We start from the raw sequence: 23,250 nt of genomic DNA, 5'->3' as shown, positions 1-23,250 counted from the left end.
CGGTTATCTACCTCTTCAGACAACCATCGTGCGGGCTCCGTCAATCTCTATTGGGCATGCAGCAGCGAGTGTGTCAGGCGCCATCACGCCTGTCCTTCCTGATCGCTAAACCAGGGCTCTCGCGCTTTCATAATCAAGGCCGCGGCGCGCTCCTCGTCCATGTCGTCAAACTCCATGAGCTCATCGACAGACTGCTCCGCCAAGTCCTCCATGGTACGAATGCCGCGCTTCGCCATCGCTTTCGCCAAGGCCTCGTCCATGCCTTCCATTTCGAGCAAATCCTGAGCAGGCCCCTGCCCTTCTTGCCCTTCGCCCCGAGCTTCGGCGCGCGACACCAAAATCGCACGCGCGCGAGAACGAAGCTCCTCGACCATATCCTCGTCGAACTCCTCGACTTCAAGCAGTTCCGAGGTCGGCACATAGGCCACTTCTTCCAAGCTGGAAAAGCCTTCTTGGACGAGAATGGCCGAAACCTCCTCGTCGACGTCCAGCTCCCGCATAAACATTTGCTGCAACTCGCCTGCTTCCGCCTCACTTTTAGCTTCGGCTTCCGCAGCCGTCATGACGTTCAGCTCCCATCCCGTCAATTCGCTCGCTAACCTGACGTTCTGCCCGCCACGACCGATCGCTTGGGACAGTTGCTCTTCGGCGACCGCGATATCCATGCTGTTGTTATCTTCGTCAACAACAATGGATTCCACCTCTGCCGGTGCCATCGCATTAATCACGAACTGAGCGGGGTTATCGTTCCAAAGGATAATATCGATCCGCTCTCCCGAAAGTTCGTTGGACACAGCCTGAACCCGCGAGCCGCGCATCCCGACGCAAGCGCCGACCGGATCGATCCGCGGGTCGTTCGCCCGCACCGATATCTTAGCGCGAGCCCCTGGGTCGCGGGCACTGCCCAAGATATCGATAAGCTCCTGGCCGACTTCCGGAACTTCCAGCTTGAACAATTCAATCAAAAACTCCGGTGCCGTACGGCTCACAAATAGCTGGGGGCCTCGCGGCTCGGAGCGAACCTCTTTCAAATACCCTCGCAGACGATCCCCCGCCCGCACCGCTTCGCGGGGAATCATTTCTTCCCGCGGAATGAATGCTTCGGCATTATCGCCTAAATCCAGAAACACATTACCTCGTCGACCCGTTTAACGACGCCGGTAATCAAGGTGCCGACTTGGTCCGCAAAAGCATCGACAACTTTGCGCCGTTCCGCTTCGCGTACTTTTTGCACGATGACCTGTTTTGCGGTCTGTGCGGCGATACGACCGAAACCGATGGACTCCATCGGCTCTTCGATAATGCCGCCGACTTCGACCGAAGCATCGCGTTCGCGTGCCTGCTCAAGGGTTAACTGTTGCTCCGGCGCCTCGATCTCGTCCTCGTCGGCAACCACATGCCAACGGCGAAAAGTGGATGACTCACCGGTTTTCCGGTCTACGGCCACGCGTACATCCAGCTCGCCTCCGTGACGCTTCTTAGTCGCGGAAGCTAGAGCCGCTTCGATGGCTTCGAAGATTACGTCCCTGGCGACGCCCTTTTCATTGGAAATCGCCTCTACAACCAGCAGGATTTCTTTGCTCATATTCCCGGCTCCAGTCGAGCAGCCTTACACCTCAAGCTCCAGATTCGCTTTGTCGATCTGGCTCAAGGGCAGGCTGATCTCCACCCCATTTTCTTCGACAACCACGCAATCCCCGTTCAGGCCGCGCAGCACCCCCGCGAACCTGCGCCGACCTTCTAGCGACCCATGCACGCGGATTTTCACTTTCTCGCCGGCAAACCGATCGTAATCGCTTGCCTTGAATATCGGTCGGTCCAACCCTGGCGAAGACACCTCCAGCGTATACTGGCCACTGATCGGGTCTTCCACATCAAGTACGCCGCTGACCTGCCGACTTACTTTTTCGCAGTCATCCAGCGTGACCCCGTTTGGGCTGTCCAAATAAATACGAACCAGTGCGTTCTTGGGGTTGGCCTGGTATTCGATACCGACCAATTCATACCCCATACCGCTTACCACTGGCTCCAACAATTCGGTTAACTCTGAACTACGCGACATACCAAGCTACACAAACAAAAAATGGGCCAGAGGCCCATCCACACAAAAGAACAGACAGCCGCTTACGGTGAAAGTTTCCTCGCGGCTACAAAAAAAGGCCGCTAACGGCCTTTTCTCAAAGTAGCTGGTAGCGGGGGCAGGATTTGAACCTGCGACCTTCGGGTTATGAGCCCGACGAGCTGCCAGACTGCTCCACCCCGCAACTGATGCGACGCATTCTACGTATTTTAGTGCTTACATGCAAGGCCGGCGCCCAATCTGGAACTCAAGGATTAGGGGGTCACCGGCGCTTTCTCAAGTGTCTACGCAAATCGTGGCGATAAATAAAACCGGGTAGTGCGAACACGACGAACAGGCAAAGTGTCGTGACGTAGAACTCCCAATCTTGCGGTTGTATCTGACCGGTCAATTGATACTCCAAACCACGGCCAATCAACCCTACAAGAACATAGAGCACAGCCCATTCCAACAGTCGTATCCACTCCCGCTTGCCGTGCGCCGGCGGACGGAGCACGAAGAAAACGCGCTCCGTCAACCATGGGAGGTTGGCCGCCACAAAGGCGACCAGAAACAGCAATAGGATTCCGGCACCAACACTCATAGCCCGAACGCGGCCCTCGATACAGCAATCAAGGTTCCAGGGAAAATACCCAGCGCGAGTATCGCCAGACCGTTTGCGGCCAATACCGCTTTGAAACCAGCCGAAGCTTCAATCTCAGGGCTTTGCTCCGCCGGTTTCTCAAAGTAGGCCAATTTGACGATGCGCAAGTAATAGAAGGCACCGACTACCGCTGCAATCACCGCTAAGATAGCCAACCAGATCAGGCCAGCATCGACGACGGATTGCACCACTACCCACTTGGCATAGAAGCCGACGGTTCCCGGAATACCGGTCAGGGAAATCATCAGCAGCAACAGTACAAAGGCAAACAACCCGCTACGCTCGTTCAGACCTTTGATGTCGTCCAACGTATCCGCTTCAAAGCCTTTGCGGCTAAGCAGCATGATGATGCCGAAGGTAGCCGCAACGGTTAACGCATACGTGATCGCATAGAAACTCGCAGCCGCCATGCCTGCATCGGAACCGGTGTAAGCCGCGCCGATGAAACCCAAGAAAATAAAACCGATATGGTTAAATGCCGAGTAACCGAACAGACGCTTAATGTTGGTCTGCACCAGCGCCAAGATATTACCGGCCGCGAACGACAGCACGGCAAGAATAATCAACATTCCCCGCCAATGCTCGGATAGCGGCCCTAAGCCTTCGTAAATGAGGCGGATAAACAAGCCAACCGCGGCAACCTTCGAGGCCGTTGCAATGTACTGGCTGATAACCGTCGGCGCGCCTGATAGACGTCCGGCACCCACATGTGAAACGGCACCGCACCAAACTTGAACGCGACTCCAACCAGCACGAATACCAGACCGAACACGAACAACACACTATCGGGATTCGCATCCGCAGCCGCAGCGATTTCCGCGATGTCTAGGCTGCCCGATGCGCCATAGAGCATAGACATGCCGTACAACAGCACACCGGAGGCCAACGCACCGAGCACGAAGTACTTCATGGCCGCCTCGCTAGAGCGCAACGACTCCCGGTTCATAGCCACCAGTGCGTACATGCACAGCGACATCAGCTCCAATCCCACATAAAGCGAGATCAGGTTGTGTGCCGAGATCATTACCATCATCCCGAGCACACCTAACAACCCTAAGACATAAAACTCGCCCTTCAGGATATCTCGCTCATGCAGATACTGGCGGGAATAGGCGAAGGCCAGAAACACCAAGCCCAAGACGCCGACTTTCAGTAAGACGCCAATAGAATCGGCGACGTAAGAACCATTAAAGGTAAGCTCTCGAATGCCCCACTGCGTCCCGATTGTCAGGGCAATTGCCCCAAATCGCGATCTGCGTTAACCAAAACGTTGGCCGACGCTGCGGATCACGAGTGAAAAGATCGACGACGAGGATTATGCACGCCGCACTCAACACCCATATTTCCGGCAGGGCAAGGCTCAGATCTGGCATCTCGAAAGGCACCGGCGAAGCTGGGCTCAGATCTGGCATCTCTAAGGTCATAGGAGTTCCTCGAACTTCATTCCCATCGTCACGACCCGTTACGCAAAGTACGGATCGTACGTCAGTTAACGTGCAACCATCACCTGCTCAAGCAGGTTCGCCAAGGTCGGTTCCATCACCTCAATCAACGGCGCTGGCCACAGACCAAGCGCCAGCACGGCTATGGCTAGAATTCCCAGTATCAACTTCTCGCGGATAGTGACGTCCTCTAAGGCCGCCACTTTGTCGTTAGCAACTTCGCCGTAAACCACCCGCTTGATCAACCAGAGGCTATAGGCAGCCCCAAGGACCAAGGTCATTCCGGCCAAGAACGCGTACCAGAAGTTGGCTTGGAAAGCCGCCAAGATCACCATGAATTCGCCGACGAATCCCGACGTGCCCGGCAAACCAGCGTTGGCCATCGCGAACAGAACAAAAAACGCAGCAAAAACAGGCATCTTATTCGCAACCCCGCCGTAGTCGCTTATACGGCGAGAATGCATGCGGTCGTAAAGAACGCCTACGCAGAGGAACATCGCGGCGGAAATGAAACCGTGCGAGATCATCTGCACCATCCCGCCTTCCAACGCCAGCAACGCAGCACCATTGGAGCCGCCCGTTTGCGCAGCGATGGGGAAGATAAGGAAGAAACCGAGCGTTACAAAGCCCATATGCGCAATCGACGAATACGCGATGAGCTTTTTCATATCCTCTTGCACCATGGCCACCAGGCCGATGTAAACCACAGCAACCAGCGACAGCGCGATAACCAACCAGGCCAGGCTCATGCTAGCTTCAGGCGTAATCGGTAGGGCAAAGCGCAAGAAGCCGTATCCGCCGATCTTGAGCATAATGGCAGCAAGAATGACCGAACCGCCCGTAGGCGCCTCGACGTGCGCATCCGGCAACCAGGTATGAACGGGCCACATCGGCACTTTGACGGCAAACGCCAGCAAGAAGGCCAAGAACACCCAGATTTGCGCCGCAAACGGCAAGGCGAGCTGGTGCATTTCTAGAATGTCGAAGCTTTCGGCCTGGAACTGGAGGTAAATCAACGCTACCAACATCAGTACCGAGCCGAGGAAGGTATATAGGAAGAACTTAACCGTAGCATAGATACGGTTCGGCCCGCCCCAGATGCCGATAACCAAGAACATCGGCACCAGCATGGCTTCCCAGAAGACATAGAACAGGATAGCGTCCAGCGCACTGAAAACGCCGATCATGATCCCTTCCATGATGAGGAAAGCGGCTAGATACTGCGCCGGCTTGTACTGAATAACCCGCCAACTCGCCAGCACGACCAAGATCGTGCTGAACGCGGTGAGGATAATCAACGGCATGCTGATGCCGTCAACACCGAGGTAATACTCGACGCCGAGTGCCGGTACCCAGTCTACCCGCTCGACGAACTGCATCGCAGCAGTTTCAGTGCTAAAGCCCGCAAAGAGCGGCAAGCTCAGCAAGAACACTAACACTGACACAAGCAGTGCCAAGTAGCGCGCACGCTCCGGCTGCTTACCACCGACGGCGAGAACCAGCACACCACCGGCTATCGGCAGCCAAATCAGCAGGCTCAACAAGGGCCAGGCATCAAACATCCGTCAATTCCTTACCAGCGAAACAAGTTAGCACCAGGCAGCACGCGGCCGCCGGCCTCAATGAAACAAAAACGCTTACGAGACAACTCTCATCACGAACCAAGTCAGTAGCCCCAGCAGGCCGATGATCATGACGAAAGCATAGTGGTACAGGTAACCGGTTTGACCGTGCCGTAACACGCTCGCCAGACGACCGATGGTACGTGCAGTGCCGTTCACCAGTATGCCGTCGATCAACTTGACGTCACCGACTTTCCAGAAAAAACGTCCCAAAGCACGGCCGCCGGCAGCGAAAACGTTGAGATACAGCTCGTCAAAGCCATACTTTTTCACCAAGATCCGGTAACCGAGATTCAAACGCTGCTTGAATACAGCCGGCAGGTCAGGACGTTTTATGTACAGGAACCACGCGGCCAAGGTGCCCAGCGCCGCGACGTACACCGCCGGATAGGTGAAGGCGTTGACGACGAAGCCTAACGGCCCGGTAAATCCTTCGCCGATGTAAGCCAGCACATCATGCTGTTCCGCAACCGTAATCGCCGGCCCAAACCCTTCGCCGAACAGCAGCGGCCCGATAGTCAGATAGCCAATGACTACGGAAGGAATCGCTAGCAAAATCAGCGGTATCGTCACCACCTTCGGGCTTTCGTGCAGATGCGAGCGCGTATGCTCGTCCATCCGTTCTTTGCCGTGGAAAACCAAGAAGAACAGACGGAAACTATACAAAGCGGTGACGAACACACCGAGGAGCACAGCCAGATACGCATACCCCGAGCCGAAGCGGTCGGAATAGTAGGCTGCTTCGATAATGGCGTCCTTCGAGAAGAAGCCGGAGAAGAACGGCGCGCCGATCAACGCCAACGTACCCAATAGCATGGTCCAGTAGGTAACCGGCATGTATTTCTTCAAACCGCCCATCTTGCGCATATCCTGCTCGTGGTGCATGGCGATGATGACCGAGCCGGCACCCAGAAACAGCAGCGCTTTAAAGAAGGCGTGCGTCATGAGATGGAATACGCCCGCTGCATAAGCGGACACACCCAAAGCGACGAACATGTAACCCAACTGCGACAACGTCGAGTAGGCAACCACGCGTTTAATATCGTTCTGTACCAAGCCCACCAAGCCCAGGAACAAGGCGCCTGTGGCGCCGATGATCAGCACGAAGCTCAAGGCAGTGGTCGTCAGTTCGTACATCGGCGACATGCGAGCGACCATAAAGATGCCAGCGGTCACCATGGTGGCAGCGTGAATAAGCGCAGAAATCGGCGTCGGGCCTTCCATCGAGTCGGGCAGCCAAACATGTAACGGAACCTGCGCCGATTTACCCATTGCACCGATAAACAACAAGATGCAAGTAACGGTCATTACCGACCAAGCGACGCCTGGGAAGATTTCCATCGTCTGGTCGGGATTAGCTTCTGCCGCGGCAAAGACTTCAAGGTAATCGACACTGCCAAAGTAAAATAGGACCGCGCCGATACCGAGCAAGAATCCGAAATCGCCGACGCGGTTGACCAGGAAGGCCTTGAAGTTCGCAAAATCGCCGTTGGACGTTTGAACCAGAAGCCGATGAGGAGGTAGGACACAAGCCCGACCAACTCCCAGCCGACGAACAACTGCATAAAGTTGTTCGCCATCACCAATAACAACATGGAGAAGGTGAACAGCGAGATGTAGCTGAAAAACCGCTGGTAGCCGGGATCGTCTTTCATATAGCCGATGGCGTACACGTGCACCATCAACGATACGCTGGTCACCACCACCAACATAATGGCGGTCAGACGGTCAATGAGGAAACCGACCTCAAAGTTGATGCCGCCGGCCAGCATCCAGGTATAAACGGTAGCGTTATAGACCTCTCCGCCGTCGAAGAACTGATCTTTAACCACCCAAAGCGAAAGCGCTAGCGAAACCGCGACACCTAAAATGGTCACGCTATGAGCGCCGGCACGCCCGATCAACTTTCCGAAAAGCCGGCTAGAATGGCGCCGACGAGTGGCGCAAGCAATAGTATGAGATAGACGTTTTCCATGCTGCTCAGCCCTTCATGCTACTCACGTCGGCGACGTCGATGCTGCCTCGGTTACGGAACAACACCACAAGGATGGCCAAACCAATCGCCGATTCGGCCGCGGCAACCGTAAGAATGAAGAACACGAACACCTGCCCGGCAATGTCGTTCAGGTAATACGAAAAGCCGATAAAGTTGATATTGACCGAAAGCAGAATCAGCTCGATCGACATCAGCAGCACGATGGCATTCTTCCGGTTAAGGAAGATACCGGCCACTCCCAAGCTGAACAGGAGCGCCCCCAGGTACAAATAATCGGACAGTTCAATCATTTAAAAGTCCCGCTTGGAAAGTCTGGCGTTGGTTTACCGCTCGCGCTTTTCAGCCGGCATCGAGATCACTTTCAGACGCTCGTCCTTACGAACCCGAACCTGCTTACCGACATCCTGTCGTTTCGTACCGGGCCGTTTGTGCAGCGTCAACATGATTGCAGCGATGATCGCGACCAAAAGCACGACCGCCGCCAATTCGAACGGATAGACATAGACGGTGTACAACACCTGCCCAATCATCTTGATGTTGTTAACGTCCGGGTCGGCCACTACCGCACCGGCCTCAGGCGTTATCTGTGCAGCACCGATAACGAGCAACATCTGCACAACCATAACCACGCCGATCGCAGCGCCCAGAGGCAAATAACGGGCGAAGCCCTGCCGCATAATGTCCGTGTTGATATCGAGCATCATCAACACGAACAGGAACAACACCATGACTGCCCCGACATATACGAGCACTAGCGCGATTCCGAGGAATTCGGCGCCGCCCAACAACCAGATGGCGGCGGCGCTGAAGAACGAGAGCACGAGGAACATAGCCGCGTGCACTGGGTTCTTAACGCTGATGACCATGACGGCGGAAAATAGCAAGATCGCCGCGAAGACATAAAAGATAATCTGTAGCATGGCTCGTATAGCCCCTCTCGCCTGACCGGGTCCTTGCCCCGAGATCTGCGCTTATCGGTACGGTGCGTCGGCTGCGCGATCGGCCGCCAGCTGCTGTTCGTATTTCTCGCCCATCGCGAGCAATTGATCCTTATGAATCACATTCTCGCCCCGGCGCTCCATGTGGTATTCGAAAACGCGCGTCTCGACAATAGAGTCGACCGGGCAGGATTCTTCGCAGAAACCGCAATAAATGCACTTAAACAGATCGATGTCGTAACGCGTGGTCCGGCGCGTGCCGTCCTCACGTTCATGCGACTCGATCGTGATCGCCAAAGCCGGACAAACGGCCTCGCACAGTTTACACGCGATGCACCGTTCTTCCCCGTTGGGATACCGGCGCAGAGCGTGTAATCCCCGAAAACGCGGCGATTGCGGCGCCGTCTCCTCGGGATAACGAACGGTCACTTTCCGACGAAACATATGCCGGCCGGTGAGCGACAACCCTTTGAGCAGTTCGACCAGCAGGAAGCTATTTACGAAATCACGTACTGCACGCATGACCACACCTCGGTCAGTACCAGGGGCCGAACCCGGTAATATGGAACACGGCGACCACGACCAGCCATACCACGGTCACAGGAATAAGAACCTTCCAACCCAGCCGCATGATCTGGTCGTAGCGATAACGCGGGAACGTGCCGCGGAACCAGACGTAGCAGAAAAGGAAGAATGCCGTCTTGAGCAGGAACCAAACGATGCCTGGCACCCAATCGAACATCGGCCCGAGAACCGGAATACCGGTAAACGGCGAATACCAACCGCCGAAGAACATGATGGTCGCCAGCGCGGAGATCAGAATCATGTTCATGTATTCGGCTAAGAAGAACAACGCGAACGCTGAACCCGAGTACTCGACGTGGAAACCGGCCACAATTTCCGATTCGCCCTCGGCGACGTCGAACGGCGCCCGGTTGGTCTCCGCAACACCAGAGATCCAGTAAACGACGAACAACGGTAGCAACGGCAGCCAGTACCAGTTCCAGAACGCGCCGGCTTGGGCATTGACGATGTCGCTAAGATTCAAGCTACCCGCGGTCATTAGCACCCCGACGAGCGCAAACCCCATGGCGATTTCGTAAGAGATCACCTGGGCCCCGCTACGCATGGTGCTCAACAAGGCGTACTTTGAGTTCGAGGCCCACCCGGCGAGGATAATGCCGTACACGCCCAGTGAGGTCATCGCCAAGATGTACAACAAGCCGGCGTTAATGTCCGCCAAGACCCAACCGTCGGCGAACGGAATCACCGCCCATGCCGCGAGCGCCGGCATCAAGGCCAGCATCGGCGCAACCACGAACAAGAATTTGTTCGCGCTCGCCGGCACCGTCACTTCTTTAAGCAACAACTTAAAGACGTCGGCAAACGGCTGCAGCAAACCGAACGGGCCAACCGTGTTGCACCCGTGTCGGTCTTGAATCCAACCTAATATCCGACGCTCGGCGTAGGTCATGTATGCCACCGCGATGATCAGCGGCCCGATAATGGCCCCAATCTTCGCGACGATCCAGAGAAGTTCAGTCAGTTCCGCCATTTACATTCTGCTTCCCGTTAGGATGAACGCCGGCCTTATCAGGCAGCCTCAACCGTCACTTCCCCCTGCATGGGGCCCAGGACGCCGGTTTCTTCTAATGCTGCCGGAATCCAGACACAATCAGCCGGAATCGAGTCGTCGATAACGGCTGGTAACTCAAGGCTGGCACCGTCTTGCCGGACCCGCACTTGCTGCCCTTCCCGAACGCCGACCGCCGCCGCCGTCGCCGCGGCGAGATATACGGCAGCCGCCGGTGTATGCACTGTCGCCTGTAAAGCGGACGCACGCCGCACCAGCATATCGGTGCGGTATATCGGCACGTCGCCTAAACGCACTAAACCCTGTGCCTGGAACGCGTTGACAACCGGCTCCCAAGCGGGCGCTGCCGGCACTGCCGCCTCGCCGACCGCCGAGCGGATTTCGTCAAGCACCTGGTCGGCACCTTGATAGTCGAACCCATCCAGGTCGAAGAGATTTCCGAGAACGCGCAGAACACGCCAGCCAGGCCGTGCTTCGCCGACCGGTGCCGCAACCCCGCCGGCACTTTGCCAACGCCCTTCGAGGTTGACGTAGGTACCCGCCGTTTCGCTGAAGGCGGATATCGGTAGAATCACGTCTGCGTAATCGGCCATATCCGGCGTTGCATACGGACTCATAACCGCTACAAATTCGGCTTCAGCCAGAGCTTTACGCGCCGCAGAAGGATTCCAAGCGTCGAACTCCGGCTCTACGTTAAACAGCAAATATCCCTTACGCGGCTCCTCGAACATCCGCCGGGCATCGAGCCCGACCTGGTCCGATTTGCGCGCTCCCACGCCACGATGCGGCTGAGCGCCGGCCAGGCAGGCACCGACACTGTTTGCCGCCTGCGGAAGTTGACCGAAACGGGCATTGCTAAGCCGCGCGATCAGCCCCGCCAAGGCACGTAATGCGGCACCGGCGGGATGGCTTTCGACGAGTGCGCCGGTAAGCACAACCGCTTGCTCCTGCTCTTGCAGTTTGGTGGCGATGTCCTGATGAACCCGACCCGGTTTGACATCGCCCAACAGCTCGGCAAAACCGGCGGGCGCCGGTTCGCCTTTCGCATCGAGCAGCGCTTGGGCAACCGCAGCCAACTCGCGCACCATCGCCTGCGGCGCTACCACGTGGTCGACCGCCAATTCATAGTTGGCTTTGAAGCGACGCGGGTTAACCGTCATCACCGCAGCACCCGCAAGGCTTGCTTTGCGCAGCCGCAGATTAATAATCGGCAACTCCGAGCGCACGTTGCTGCCAATAACCAAAACCGCGCGCTGCGCTTCCAGCTCCTCTACCGACAGCCCCAAATGAGGAAAAGCCGGCGCCTTGGCCTGGTCGCTGAAATCGGCCTGCCGTAGCCGGTGATCGATATTAGCGCTGCCCAAACCGCGCACCAAACGGCTTAGCAGGTAGAGTTCTTCCAGCGTCGACGTCGGGCTAATCAAAGCGCCGAGCTGCCCGCCGCCGTGGGCTTCCACGACTTGCCGCAGACCCTTCGCCGTGACTTCAAGCGCGGTTTCCCATTCGACCTCTTCCCACTCGCCGTTTCGTTTAACGAGCGGCCGCGGCAGGCGGTCTTCGCTGTAGATGCCCTGATAACTGAATCGATCGCGGTCGGAAATCCAGGTTTCGTTAAGCGATTCATTCTCTCTCGGCGCAACCCGCTTAACTTTCCCCCGCACATGATGCAGATTGATGTTAGAACCAACCGAATCGTGGGGTGCGATCGCCGCATGGCTGAGCATTTCCCAAGCACGCGCGGAGAACCGATACGGCTTTGAAGTCAGTGCGCCAACCGGGCAGAGATCGATCACGTTTCCGGATAGCTCCGACCGCACACCTGCTTCCACGTAGGTGGAAATCACCGTGTGCTCGCCGCGCCCGATACCGCCAAGCTCGCGTTGCCCTGCTACTTCGTCGAGAAAACGCACGCAGCGGGTGCAATGGATGCAACGGGTCATCTCGGTCGCCACTAAGGGCCCGAGATTCTCGTCCTCGACCACCCGCTTCCGCTCGGTGAAACGCGATACACCGCGGCCATAGCCTAAAGCCACGTCCTGCAGCTCGCATTCGCCGCCTTGATCGCAAATTGGGCAATCTAACGGGTGGTTAATTAGCAGGAATTCCATCACGCCCTTCTGCGCTGCTAGAGCACGTTCGGACTTAGTAAATACCCGCATACCGTCGGCAACCGGGGTTGCGCATGCCGGCAAAGGCTTCGGCGCCCGCTCCACCTCTACCAGACACATCCGGCAGTTAGCCGCTACCGAAAGCTTCTTGTGGTAGCAAAAACGCGGTACGTGAACATTGGCGGCGTCGGTGGCTTCGATCAGCATGGCGCCCTTGCGCACTTCCATGCTGACTCCGTCGACCTCGATGGTGACGAGGTCGGGGTTTTTCTGCTCTTGATCTACCTTTGCGTTCATGCGGCAGCCCCCTGGGCATCACCCACCATGGAGCGCTTATGCTCCACGTAATACTTGAATTCGTGGAAGTAATGCTTGAGAAAACTTTGCACTGGCCAGGCGGCAGCTTCGCCAAAGGCACAGATAGTATGCCCGGCGATCTGCCCTGCCGCAGACTCCAGCAATTCGAGGTCTTCCGGACGGCCTTGGCCATCGACCAAGCGGCGCAGTACGCGGTACATCCAGCCGGTGCCCTCGCGACAAGGCGTACACTGACCGCAGGACTCCGCATAGTAGAAGCGCGAAATCCGCATCAAAGCCTTCACCATGTCGGTCGTCTCATCCATTACGATCACCCCACCGGAACCTAACGCGGAACCTGCCTGGGCAAGGCTGTCGTAATCCATGGTGAGATCCATCATGACCTCGGCGGGCACGACCGGCATGGACGAGCCGCCCGGAATCACAGCTTTTAGTTTCCGGCCGTGCCATACGCCGCCGGCCATCTCCAGCAAGTCTTTAAAAGGGGTTCCGAGCGAAATCTCAAAGTTTCCTGGTTTGCTGACATGGCCAGAGACGCAGAAAAGCTTCACTCCCCCGTTATTCGGCTTCCCAAGCTCAAGGAACCAATCGGCGCCTTTACGCAGAATCGTCGGCACCGACGATAACGACTCGGTGTTGTTAATCGTCGTCGGGCGACCGTAGAGGCCGAATTGGGCCGGAAACGGCGGCTTGTACCGCGGCTGGCCTTTCTTGCCTTCTAACGATTCCAGCAAGGCGCTTTCTTCGCCGCAGATATAGGCGCCGGCGCCAATATGGCTATAAATGTCCATATCGACCCCGGAACCGAGGATATTCTTGCCCAGCAAACCGGCCTCGTAGGCTTCGCGCAACGCCTGCTCGAAACGCTCGAAAGGTTCGTGGTGAAACTCGCCGCGCATATAGTTGTAGCCGACGGTTGCGCCTATGGTATAGCCGGCAATAGCCATGCCTTCGACTAAGGCATGCGGGTTAAAGCGCAGGATATCGCGATCCTTGCAGGTTCCCGGTTCCGATTCGTCGGAGTTACAGACGATGTATTTCTGGCCCGGTGCGGTTCGTGGCATGAAGCTCCACTTCATACCGGTGGAGAAGCCGGCACCACCGCGCCCCCGCAGCGCCGCCCTTTTCAAGGTATCGAGGATGTCCTCCGGCGGCGTTTTTTCGTTCAGCACCTTACGCCAAGACTCGTATCCTCCGGTTTTGAGGTAGTTCTCAAGCGTCCAGGGCTCATCGAATTGCAGGGTCTGGAAGCAGACCTCGTTCGCCATGGCTTACTCCAAATTATCCAGGATCTCATCCACCTTTTCCGGCGTGAGATCGGTGTAGTAATGACCATCGACCACCATCATCGGTGCGCCGGTGCAGGCTGCAAGGCATTCCTCTTCGATCTTGAGAGTTATGCGCTGGTCCGGGGTGGTCTCGCCGAGCTTAATTCCCAGTTTTTGCTCGCAGTGCTTAACGATTTCATCCGCGCCGCGCAGCATACAGGAAATGTTGGTGCACAAATTGACCTTGTGACGACCAACCGGTTTCAGGTCGAACATCGAGTAGAAGTTCGCAACCTCGTATACCGAAACTTGCGGCAGCTCTAGGTACTCGGCGACGGCATTCATCAACGCTTCCGTTAGGTAACCGCCGTTAGCATCTTGAACCGCATGCAGGGCTGGAATTACCGCCGAGCGCTTACGGTCGGCCGGATACTTGGTCAACCAGTGGTCTATCTCGGCCCGTACTTCAGGCGTGAGGTATTTTTCCGACAGGCGTTCCGGGTTCAACGGTCAATCTCTCCGAATACGATGTCCTGAGTACCGATGATCGTGACGACGTCGGCCAGCATGTGGCCACGCGCCATCTCGTCCATCGCTGCAAGGTGGGCAAACCCCGGCGCACGGAGTTTTAGCCGGTAAGGCTTATTCGCGCCATCGGAGATAATGTAGGCGCCGAACTCTCCTTTCGGAGCCTCTACGGCGGCGTACGCTTCGCCCTCAGGCACGGAGTAACCTTCCGTGAAAAGCTTAAAGTGGTGGATCAAGGACTCCATATCGTCCTTCATCTCTTCCCGGCTAGGCGGCACAATCTTGTGGTCGTCAATCATGACCGGGCCCGGTTGGCACGTAGCCAATCCACGCATTGCTTAATAATCCGGGTCGATTGGCGCATCTCTTCCACGCGCACCAGGTAACGGTCGTAACAATCGCCGTTGGTCCCTACCGGGATATCGAATTCGACCTGGTCGTAAACTTCGTACGGCTGTTTTTTCCGTAAGTCCCACTGGATACCCGACCCGCGCAGCATCGGTCCGCTAAAACCAAGTTGCAGGGCTCGTTCCGGGCTTACGATCGCCACGTCCACCAAACGCTGCTTCCAAATACGATTATCGGTCAGCAACGTCTCAAACTCGTCCACCACCCCGGGGAAACGCTCGGTAAACGCTTCGATGTAATCCAACAAGGACCCCTGACGGTCGGCGTTAAGCCGCTCAAGGTCTTTCTCCTTGCGGTATTTCGAGGGCTGGAACTGCGGCATCCGTTCCGGCAAATCCCGGTACACGCCGCCAGGGCGATAATAGGTCGCGTGCATACGAGCACCGGACACTGCCTCGTAACAGTCCATCAGCGTTTCACGCTCACGGAAGCAGTAGAGCAGCATACTCAAGGCACGACGTCGAGACCATGAGCACCCAGCCACATTAGGTGGTTAAGCAGGCGGGTGATTTCGTCGAACATCACCCGAATATACTGAGCGCGTACCGGCGGCTCGATACCAAGCAGCTTTTCGATCGCATTCACATAAGCATGCTCGTTACACATCATCGACACGTAATCGAGCCGATCCATGTAACCGATGCTTTGATTGAACGGCTTGGTTTCCGCCAACTTCTCGGTGGCGCGGTGCAACAGGCCTACGTGCGGGTCGGCACGAACGACGGTTTCGCCTTCCATTTCCAAAACCAAGCGTAAAACGCCGTGCGCCGCCGGGTGCTGCGGCCCGAAGTTAATGGTATAGCTGCGAAACTCAGCCATCGGTGCGCTCCTCGTTGACGCGGCTAGCGTAGCGATTATCGGCACGAACGACGCGCGGCACGAGCACCCGCGGCTCGATAGTGACCGGTTGATATACGACTCGGCCTTTCTCTTCGTCGTAGCGCACTTCGACGTTGCCGATCAGCGGGAAATCTTTGCGGAACGGGTGCCCGACAAAGCCGTAGTCAGTGAGAATTCGGCGTAAGTCCGGATGCCCTTCATAGAGGATTCCGAACAAATCGAACGACTCGCGCTCAAACCAATTGGCTGCGGCCCAAATATCGGTCACGGAGGCGACGACCGGGAAATTATCGTCTTCCGCATAAACCCGAACCCGAAGCCGCTCGTTATGCGCGATAGACAACAAATGGTACACCGAAGCGAAGCGACGCCCCGTGTTCGACTTAACCTCGTGCAGGCCATAAACGCCCGTTAAACCCAAGCGGCCAGTCGAGTAGCCGTCGACACCGCGGCTAAACCCAGAGCCCGAAGCCTGTTCGGTGACCCACTCATCTTGACCATAGGCGGCGTAATCGACGCCTGCCACATCGATCAACTGCTCGAAACGCAGGCTCTCGTGATCCCGCAGGGTCAGCATCGCCTCGTACAAATCGGCGGCTTTCAGCTCCAGCGTCAGCTCGCCGCCTGGCCCGGCACGCAAAGCAACCACTCGGTCGCCCAAGGCCGACGAAAGACGCTCGCTGAGATTGCTTGTGCTTTCTCCCATAACCCCTCTCCGTCAGCGGGCGATCGTATTGGTACGCCGAATTTTGTTCTGTAGCTGGATAATGCCGTATATCAGCGCTTCCGCCGTGGGCGGACAGCCCGGAACATAAATATCGACCGGCACAATCCGATCACAGCCTCGTACGACCGAATAAGAATAGTGGTAGTAGCCGCCACCGTTAGCGCAGGAGCCCATGGAGATAACCCATTTCGGATCGGTCATCTGCTCATATACGCGACGAAGCGCTGGCGCCATTTTATTAACCAAGGTTCCGGCGACAATCATCACGTCCGATTGTCGCGGGCTGGGACGATAGATAATGCCCAGCCGATCCGTATCGTATCGTGGCGCGGCGGAGTGCATCATCTCGACTGCACAACAAGCCAACCCGAAGGTGACCGGCCACAGCGAACCCGTCCGCGCCCAGTTGATCAGCTTATCGGCGCTGGTCGTAACGATACCTTCTTTCAGGACACCTTCTATTCCCATTCCAGCGCTCCCTTTTTCCACTCATAAAGGAAACCTAGGAGAAGAATCGCCAAGAATATTCCCATGGCGGCAAAACCGAACAGGCCAATATCGTCAAGAACAATGGCCCATGGGAACAAAAAAGCGATTTCCAGGTCGAAGATGATGAAGAGGATGGCGACCAGGTAGTACCGCACATCAAACTTCATGCGCGAGTCTTCAAAGGCCTCAAAACCGCACTCGTAAGCGGCAAGCTTACCTTCGGACGGCTTTCGAGGACCGAGCACGTAACCAACCGCAAGTAAAGCGGTACCGATTACCAACCCGATAACGATGAAGACAAGAATCGGTAGATAATTCTCGAGCATCCGGCGTTAGCCTCGTAGCTTGTCAGCCCGTGGACTGGTGAAGAACCGCCCGGCAGCGGTCGGGGCGCAGTGTAGGCTAACAGCAACGAAGCTGTCAACTAGGCGTGAAGGGGAAAAATCAAGGAAAACAATTAGATAGAAACGAGAGAACCTCGCCTCCAGACCCCCACCTTAAAGTGGTGCCGATGGCCGGACTCGAACCGGCACGGCTTTCGCCACCGCCCCCTCAAGACGGCGTGTCTACCAGTTCCACCACATCGGCATGTCGTAGCATGGTAGGGGTCTTTGTCTCTTTGCGACAGGGCGACATTCTATCAATGTTGCAGCCCCGCAGCAAATATTATGACTTAATTTTCTTCCGGTGGCGGCGCCGGCATATCGGCCGGCAAATCCTCTTCCGGCATCGCTGGGGCAGCCGGCATTTCAACCGCGTCCTGCCGCTGCGGATCTTCGCCGACAACAATGCCACCGGGCCCCGCCAACTGACCGCCCGCAAGAATCGCCAGGATCATGCTGGTAACGAAAAAGCCCGCGCCTAAATAGGCTGTCACGCGACCGAGAAAGGAGCCGGAACCGGCGGAACCGAAAACCGTACCGGAAGCACCGCTACCAAACGCCGCCCCCATGTCGGCCCCCTTCCCATGCTGCAGCAACACCAACACAACTAACGCCGCTGCAATAATAATATGAACAACCAAAAACGCGTTAAACATCGATTCCTCTCTACGCCGGCATTCCTTTCGTCAACCAGCTTTCACTTCACTCGCCTGCCGGCAAATACTTAAAAACTCTTCTGCTTTAAGCGAAGCACCACCAATCAAACCGCCATCGATATCCGCCTTGGCCAAAAGCCCGGCTGCATTAGCGGCTTTCATGCTGCCGCCGTACAGAATCCGCAATTGCTCGGCCACCTCGGAATCACGCTCTGCCACAACATGGCGGATAAAAGCGTGTACCGCTTGCGCCTGCTCGGGCGTCGCAGTCTTACCGGTGCCAATGGCCCAGACCGGTTCGTACGCAACGACCGCCTTCTGAAAGGCGGCAACCCCAACGTGCGCAAGCACGACCTCAAGCTGCTCTCGGATAACCGACTCGGTCTCTTCCCGCTCCCGTTGCTGCAAGGTCTCGCCTACGCATAAGATGGGGGTTAACCCATGTCGCTGGGCGGCAGCAAACTTGGCGGCGATCTGACGGTCTGTTTCCGCGTAGTACTCGCGCCGCTCGGAATGACCAACTATGGCATATCGGCAGCCGAAATCCAGCAACATGGCACCGGATACTTCACCCGTATAAGCCCCTTCATCGTGCTCACTGAGTGTCTGCGAACCGACCTGCAACGTCGACCCGCCGACAAGCTCGGCGACAAGCGGCAATAGTACAAAACTCGGGCATAGCACCGCTTCGACACGGTCGAGCGCGCTAACGCCTTCGCGCAGCGCGGTAACCAACTCCCCGGCAAACGCCCGGGAGCCGTTCATTTTCCAATTTCCAGCGACCAGAGGTTGACGCATAACTACAAACCAGGTCTCAAAAATCCGGCGGGAAGCTTAACGTCGCTAGTGACATAAATCAATTCACCTCGACGGCTTGAGAGGAGGATGCTTTCGTTACCGCATCCGCCAACTGTTCGGCGAGCGCAACGACCTGCTCGCTATCCGCACCTTCCACCATGACACGCACAACCGGCTCGGTCCCGGACGGGCGTAAAAGAACTCGGCCGGCGTCACCCAAAGTGGTCTCCACATCCGCAACCGCTTCCTGAATCATGGGCGAGGCGTGCACATCGGAGCCGCGCGCTATCGGCACATTGACCATATGCTGCGGTAACTTCGTCATGCCTTGCTTCAACTCGTGCAACGGGCGCCCCGTCTCGGCCATCACTTCTAAAACCTGCAATGCGGAAACAACGCCATCGCCCGTGGTCGTGCGATCAAGGCAGATAATGTGCCCGGAGGACTCACCACCAATGAGCCCCCCACTATCGCGCAGCATTTCCATGACGTACCGATCGCCGACTTTCGCACGCTTAAACCCGACGCCCATCCCGGCTAACGCTTGCTCTAAGCCCAGATTGCTCATCAAAGTGCCAACCACCGGCCCTGCCAGCAAACCGCGCTCATGGCGACTACGGGCGATAATATAGAGAATTTCGTCGCCGTCCAGCACTTCGCCGCGCTCATCGACCATCAGCACGCGATCGCCGTCGCCATCCAGGGCAATTCCGACGTGTGCATTAGTCTCCCGTACACGCTGTTGCAGATTCGCCGTATGCATCGAACCGCAGTCCACATTGATGTTAACACCGTCGGGCTCGGCCCCAGTGCGCACGACATCTGCACCCAACTCATCGAATACCGCCGGCGCCACCTGATAGGCTGCACCGTTAGCGCAGTCGACAACAATCTTTAGCCCATTCAGCTCGACGCTGAGGTCGACGGCCCGTTTACAGAACTCGATATAACGGCCAGGCGCATCGACAAGCCGGGAAACGCGACCAAGCTCCGCGGACTCCACGGTCTGCAATGGCTTATCAAGCTCACGCTCTATGGCGAGCTCCGTTTCGTCGTCGAGCTTTTCGCCTTGGCCGGAGAAAAACTTAATCCCGTTATCGTAGTGCGGATTGTGGGAAGCGCTAATGACAATACCCGCGCAGGCGTGAAGCGTCCGGGTCAAATAGGCGATAGCCGGCGTCGGCATCGGGCCAAGCAGTACAATATCGACACCGGCGGCGGACAGCCCCGCTTCAAGGGCCGATTCGAACATATAACCGGATACCCGCGTATCCTTACCGATCAAAACCTTGTGACCGCCCTGCCCCGCAAAAACGCGGCCCGCAGCCCAACCCAATTTAAGTATACAATCGGCGGTAATCGGGTACTCCCCAACTTTTCCGCGAATACCATCAGTACCGAACAAGCGCTTTTCCATCACTTATCCCAATGTCTTGGTGAATGGCCAGCAGGCTGCTAAGTCGAGAAAGGCATTGTCGCGTACGACAAATCGCCTTTGTTTATTGTTATGTATGCGACACAACCGCAACAAGACGATAGAAACTAATAAAACTACCCTAAAGTAGCGAAGGCATCCGTCACAGTAATGGCCTCTACCGTTGCTTGTACGTCGTGCGCTCTAATGATTCGAGCACCCTGCCACGCGGCTATTACAGCGGCGGCCAGACTTCCAGGTAACCGCCGATCAACCGGCTGATTGAGAAGCCGTCCAAAAATCGACTTCCGCGACATACCTACCAATACCGGCAAGCCTGTATCGATAATCCGGTTTAGCTCACGTAGCAGGCGGCAATTGTGCTCGACAGTCTTACCAAAACCGAAACCCGGGTCCAAAACGATTTGCTCGCGAGCAATCCCCGCCGCTAAACAAGCATCGACCCGATCTAGTAAAAACCGGCGAACCTCGGTTACGACGTCGCCGTAGCGAGGCGCTTGCTGCATCGTCCTTGGAGTCCCGATCATGTGCATCAAGCATACCGGCACACCCAGCCCCGCAACTGTCTCCAGCGCGCCAGGCGCGCGCAAGGCCATGACATCGTTGACCATACCCGCACCAGCGGCGATCGCCGCCTGCATAACTTCAGGCTTACTGGTATCTACAGAGATGGGAACCGGCAAAGCAGGAGCCAAGGCCTCCACTACCGGTACGACACGGCGCAATTCTTCTTCTACAGATACCGGCGGCGCTCCTGGACGAGTCGACTCCCCACCGATATCGATGATGGCAGCCCCCGCCTCTACCAACGCATAGGCCTGGGCAAGCGCTGCCTCGGGATTAAAGAAGTCACCCCCGTCCGAGAAGGAGTCGGGGGTGACATTCAAAATACCCATGACACGCGGTGCCGAGAGATCAAGCCGCTTACCGTCGCCGCAACGGAGCACAGGCCCCGCTGCGGCCTCTGGAATAGCGCATTCCATGCCAGCGAGCTTAATGGTCGCTGGCAGGATCGCCGATTTTTCCGCCGGCTTGGCCACCCTTGTCGGACTCTACGTTACCGACTGGGCCTTGACCCTGCGGCGAGTTTGGCCCCGTCCAATCGCGGGGCGGCCGCGGCGGCTTACCGGCCATGATGTCGTCGATTTGCTCATGATCGATGGTTTCGTACTTGATCAGAGCGTCCGCCATCGCATGCAGTTTATCCATGTGCTCGGTGAGTATCTCTTTTGCACGGTTGTAATTGGTATCGATGATAGCCCGCACCTCTTGATCGATCAGATGCGCGGTTTCATCCGAAACCTGCTTGTGCTGAGTGACCGAGTGGCCGAGGAACACTTCTCCTTCGTCCTCACCGTAAGCTAGAGGCCCAAGCCGCTCAGATAAACCCCACTTGGTGGCCATGTTGCGCGCAATTTCGGTAGCCCGCTGGATATCGTTAGACGCACCCGTGGTTACCCGCTCCGAGCCGAAGATCATTTCTTCAGCCAAGCGACCACCGAAGAGGCTGGCGATTGAGCTGTTCAGCCGTTGCTTGGTGTAGCTGTAACGATCTTCCTCAGGTAGAAACATCGTGACACCCAAGGCTCGGCCACGCGGAATAATCGTGACTTTATGCACCGGGTCATGGTCAGGCGAGCATAAACCGACAATAGCATGCCCAGCCTCGTGATAGGCCGTCAGCTTTTTCTCGTCCTCGCTCATGACCATGGAGCGGCGTTCCGCCCCCATCATGATTTTGTCTTTCGCGCGTTCGAAATCGTCTTGATCGACCAAGCGCTTGTTGGCTCTAGCCGCGAACAACGCAGCCTCGTTCACCAAGTTGGCGAGGTCGGCACCGGAGAAGCCTGGGCAACCGCGAGCAATGACCCGCGCGTCGACATGATCGGCCAGCGGAACTTTGCGCATGTGCACTTTCAAAATCTGCTCCCGGCCACGCACATCGGGCAAGGGGACAACGACCTGACGGTCGAAGCGTCCAGGCCGCAACAGCGCCGGGTCCAAGACATCCGGACGGTTAGTCGCGGCAATAACGATAACGCCTTCGCTACCTTCGAAGCCGTCCATCTCGACCAGCAGCTGGTTGAGCGTCTGCTCGCGCTCGTCATGGCCACCGCCCAAACCGGCGCCGCGCTGACGTCCGACCGCGTCGATCTCGTCAATAAAAATAATGCATGGCGCGTGTTTTTTGGCCTGCTGGAACATATCGCGCACTCGCGACGCACCGACACCGACAAACATTTCAACGAAGTCCGAACCGGAAATGCTGAAGAAGGGCACTTTCGCTTCGCCGGCAATAGCCTTAGCGAGTAGCGTTTTACCGGTACCCGGCGACCCGACCATCAACACACCGCGGGGAATTTTACCGCCAAGCCGTTGGAACTTAGATGGATCGCGCAGGAACTCTACCAGCTCGACCACATCCTCCTTGGCTTCCTCGACGCCTGCCACATCGGCAAAGGTCACCCGCACCTGATCATCGGACATCATGCGGGCGCGGCTCTTACCGAAGGACATTGCGCCGCGGCCACCGCCGCCCTGCATCTGCCGCATGAAGAATATCCATACCGCGATCAACAGGAGGAACGGCGTCCAGGAAATAAGAATATGCAGGAATAAGCTCCGCCCCGGCGGCTCCTCGGCCTCAATCCGCACATTGTTATCGAGCAGGGTTCCGATCAACGCTTGATTGTCGGTCTCCGGGCTAAACGTACGGAAGCGTTCGCCACCGGCGGTGGTCCCAGTGATTACTTGACCCTGCATGGTTACATCGCGCACCTGCCCCTGCTGCACTTCATGCAGAAAATCAGAGTAAGCCACATCTCCGGCAGCTACAGTCCGATCCTGGAAGTTGCTGAACACGGACATGAGAACGATGGCGATGATGACCCACAGGATCAGATTCTTGGCCATGTCGTTCAAGGATGGACACCTCGATCAGTTGTCTTCGCGCCCTGCGGCATAACGAAGGTGAACG

18 protein-coding genes, 2 tRNA genes and 4 pseudogenes are annotated in these 23,250 nt (G+C 56.8%); all 24 read right to left on the bottom strand.

What is annotated here, in order from left to right; all coding sequences use genetic code 11:
* Positions 1-83: 83 nt before the first annotated feature.
* A pseudogene (gene nusA / locus CAI21_RS06000) lies at positions 84-1,585 on the bottom strand (transcription termination factor NusA).
* A 24-nt stretch (positions 1,586-1,609) separates the two neighbouring features.
* On the bottom strand, positions 1,610-2,062 hold the full coding sequence (rimP, locus tag CAI21_RS05995) for a ribosome maturation factor RimP (protein WP_116301446.1): 453 nt from the start codon (positions 2,060-2,062) through the stop codon (positions 1,610-1,612).
* Positions 2,063-2,187: 125 nt separating this feature from the next.
* Positions 2,188-2,264 (bottom strand) — tRNA-Met (locus tag CAI21_RS05990).
* A gap of 78 nt (positions 2,265-2,342) precedes the next feature.
* Complete coding sequence (locus tag CAI21_RS05985) at positions 2,343-2,663, bottom strand: DUF2818 family protein (protein ID WP_116301445.1); 321 nt, start codon at positions 2,661-2,663, stop codon at positions 2,343-2,345.
* Positions 2,660-4,108 (bottom strand): annotated as a pseudogene (nuoN, locus tag CAI21_RS05980) (NADH-quinone oxidoreductase subunit NuoN). Before nuoN ends, CAI21_RS05985 begins: the two are co-directional and overlap by 4 nt.
* A 104-nt stretch (positions 4,109-4,212) precedes the next feature.
* Complete coding sequence (locus tag CAI21_RS05975) at positions 4,213-5,727, bottom strand: NADH-quinone oxidoreductase subunit M (RefSeq protein WP_116301444.1); 1,515 nt, start codon at positions 5,725-5,727, stop codon at positions 4,213-4,215.
* Positions 5,728-5,802: 75 nt separating this feature from the next.
* Positions 5,803-7,762, bottom strand: a pseudogene (gene nuoL / locus CAI21_RS05970) (NADH-quinone oxidoreductase subunit L).
* 5 nt (positions 7,763-7,767) lie between these two features.
* Positions 7,768-8,073, bottom strand: coding sequence for an NADH-quinone oxidoreductase subunit NuoK (gene nuoK, locus CAI21_RS05965; protein ID WP_116301443.1), 306 nt, complete (start codon positions 8,071-8,073; stop codon positions 7,768-7,770).
* 33 nt (positions 8,074-8,106) lie between these two features.
* On the bottom strand, positions 8,107-8,703 hold the full coding sequence (locus CAI21_RS05960; RefSeq protein ID WP_116301442.1) for an NADH-quinone oxidoreductase subunit J: 597 nt from the start codon (positions 8,701-8,703) through the stop codon (positions 8,107-8,109).
* Positions 8,704-8,754: 51 nt separating this feature from the next.
* The gene (gene nuoI / locus CAI21_RS05955; RefSeq protein ID WP_116301441.1) at positions 8,755-9,243 is read right to left on the bottom strand and encodes an NADH-quinone oxidoreductase subunit NuoI; all 489 of its coding nucleotides are present in this window, start codon (positions 9,241-9,243) and stop codon (positions 8,755-8,757) included.
* A gap of 13 nt (positions 9,244-9,256) precedes the next feature.
* On the bottom strand, positions 9,257-10,276 hold the full coding sequence (gene nuoH, locus CAI21_RS05950) for an NADH-quinone oxidoreductase subunit NuoH (protein ID WP_116301440.1): 1,020 nt from the start codon (positions 10,274-10,276) through the stop codon (positions 9,257-9,259).
* A 38-nt stretch (positions 10,277-10,314) separates the two neighbouring features.
* Positions 10,315-12,720, bottom strand: coding sequence for an NADH-quinone oxidoreductase subunit NuoG (gene nuoG, locus CAI21_RS05945; RefSeq protein ID WP_116301439.1), 2,406 nt, complete (start codon positions 12,718-12,720; stop codon positions 10,315-10,317).
* The gene (gene nuoF, locus CAI21_RS05940) at positions 12,717-14,009 is read right to left on the bottom strand and encodes an NADH-quinone oxidoreductase subunit NuoF (protein WP_116301438.1); all 1,293 of its coding nucleotides are present in this window, start codon (positions 14,007-14,009) and stop codon (positions 12,717-12,719) included. The genes nuoG and nuoF overlap by 4 nt, the downstream gene beginning before the upstream one ends.
* A 3-nt stretch (positions 14,010-14,012) precedes the next feature.
* A complete protein-coding gene (gene nuoE, locus CAI21_RS05935) occupies positions 14,013-14,516 on the bottom strand; it encodes an NADH-quinone oxidoreductase subunit NuoE (RefSeq protein WP_116301437.1) in 504 nt (167 codons plus the stop codon).
* Positions 14,513-15,764, bottom strand: a pseudogene (locus CAI21_RS05930) (NADH-quinone oxidoreductase subunit D). Before CAI21_RS05930 ends, nuoE begins: the two are co-directional and overlap by 4 nt.
* Entirely contained in the window at positions 15,757-16,491 is a 735-nt protein-coding gene (locus CAI21_RS05925; RefSeq protein WP_116301436.1) for an NADH-quinone oxidoreductase subunit C, read from the bottom strand. The pseudogene CAI21_RS05930 and the gene CAI21_RS05925 overlap by 8 nt, the downstream one beginning before the upstream one ends.
* A gap of 12 nt (positions 16,492-16,503) precedes the next feature.
* Positions 16,504-16,980, bottom strand: coding sequence for a NuoB/complex I 20 kDa subunit family protein (locus CAI21_RS05920; protein ID WP_116301435.1), 477 nt, complete (start codon positions 16,978-16,980; stop codon positions 16,504-16,506).
* A complete protein-coding gene (locus CAI21_RS05915; protein WP_116301434.1) occupies positions 16,971-17,327 on the bottom strand; it encodes an NADH-quinone oxidoreductase subunit A in 357 nt (118 codons plus the stop codon). The genes CAI21_RS05920 and CAI21_RS05915 overlap by 10 nt, the downstream gene beginning before the upstream one ends.
* A gap of 177 nt (positions 17,328-17,504) precedes the next feature.
* A tRNA-Leu gene (locus tag CAI21_RS05910) sits at positions 17,505-17,589 on the bottom strand.
* Positions 17,590-17,674: 85 nt separating this feature from the next.
* Positions 17,675-18,040 (bottom strand): preprotein translocase subunit SecG, encoded by a 366-nt coding sequence (gene secG, locus CAI21_RS05905; protein ID WP_116301433.1) that lies wholly within the window; start codon positions 18,038-18,040, stop codon positions 17,675-17,677.
* 30 nt (positions 18,041-18,070) lie between these two features.
* Positions 18,071-18,838 (bottom strand): triose-phosphate isomerase, encoded by a 768-nt coding sequence (tpiA, locus tag CAI21_RS05900; protein ID WP_116301432.1) that lies wholly within the window; start codon positions 18,836-18,838, stop codon positions 18,071-18,073.
* Positions 18,839-18,896: 58 nt separating this feature from the next.
* A complete protein-coding gene (gene glmM, locus CAI21_RS05895) occupies positions 18,897-20,255 on the bottom strand; it encodes a phosphoglucosamine mutase (protein WP_116301431.1) in 1,359 nt (452 codons plus the stop codon).
* Between the two features lie 134 nt (positions 20,256-20,389).
* Positions 20,390-21,256, bottom strand: coding sequence for a dihydropteroate synthase (gene folP, locus CAI21_RS05890; RefSeq protein ID WP_116301477.1), 867 nt, complete (start codon positions 21,254-21,256; stop codon positions 20,390-20,392).
* Positions 21,257-21,266: 10 nt separating this feature from the next.
* The gene (ftsH, locus tag CAI21_RS05885; protein ID WP_116301430.1) at positions 21,267-23,186 is read right to left on the bottom strand and encodes an ATP-dependent zinc metalloprotease FtsH; all 1,920 of its coding nucleotides are present in this window, start codon (positions 23,184-23,186) and stop codon (positions 21,267-21,269) included.
* Positions 23,187-23,250 lie beyond the last annotated feature (64 nt).

Source organism: Alkalilimnicola ehrlichii (genome assembly GCF_003399765.1).
In the GTDB taxonomy this organism is placed as follows: Bacteria; Pseudomonadota; Gammaproteobacteria; order Nitrococcales; family AK92; genus AK92.
Note: the sequence above shows the minus strand (reverse complement) of the source record. Positions and strands in the feature narration are given on the sequence as shown.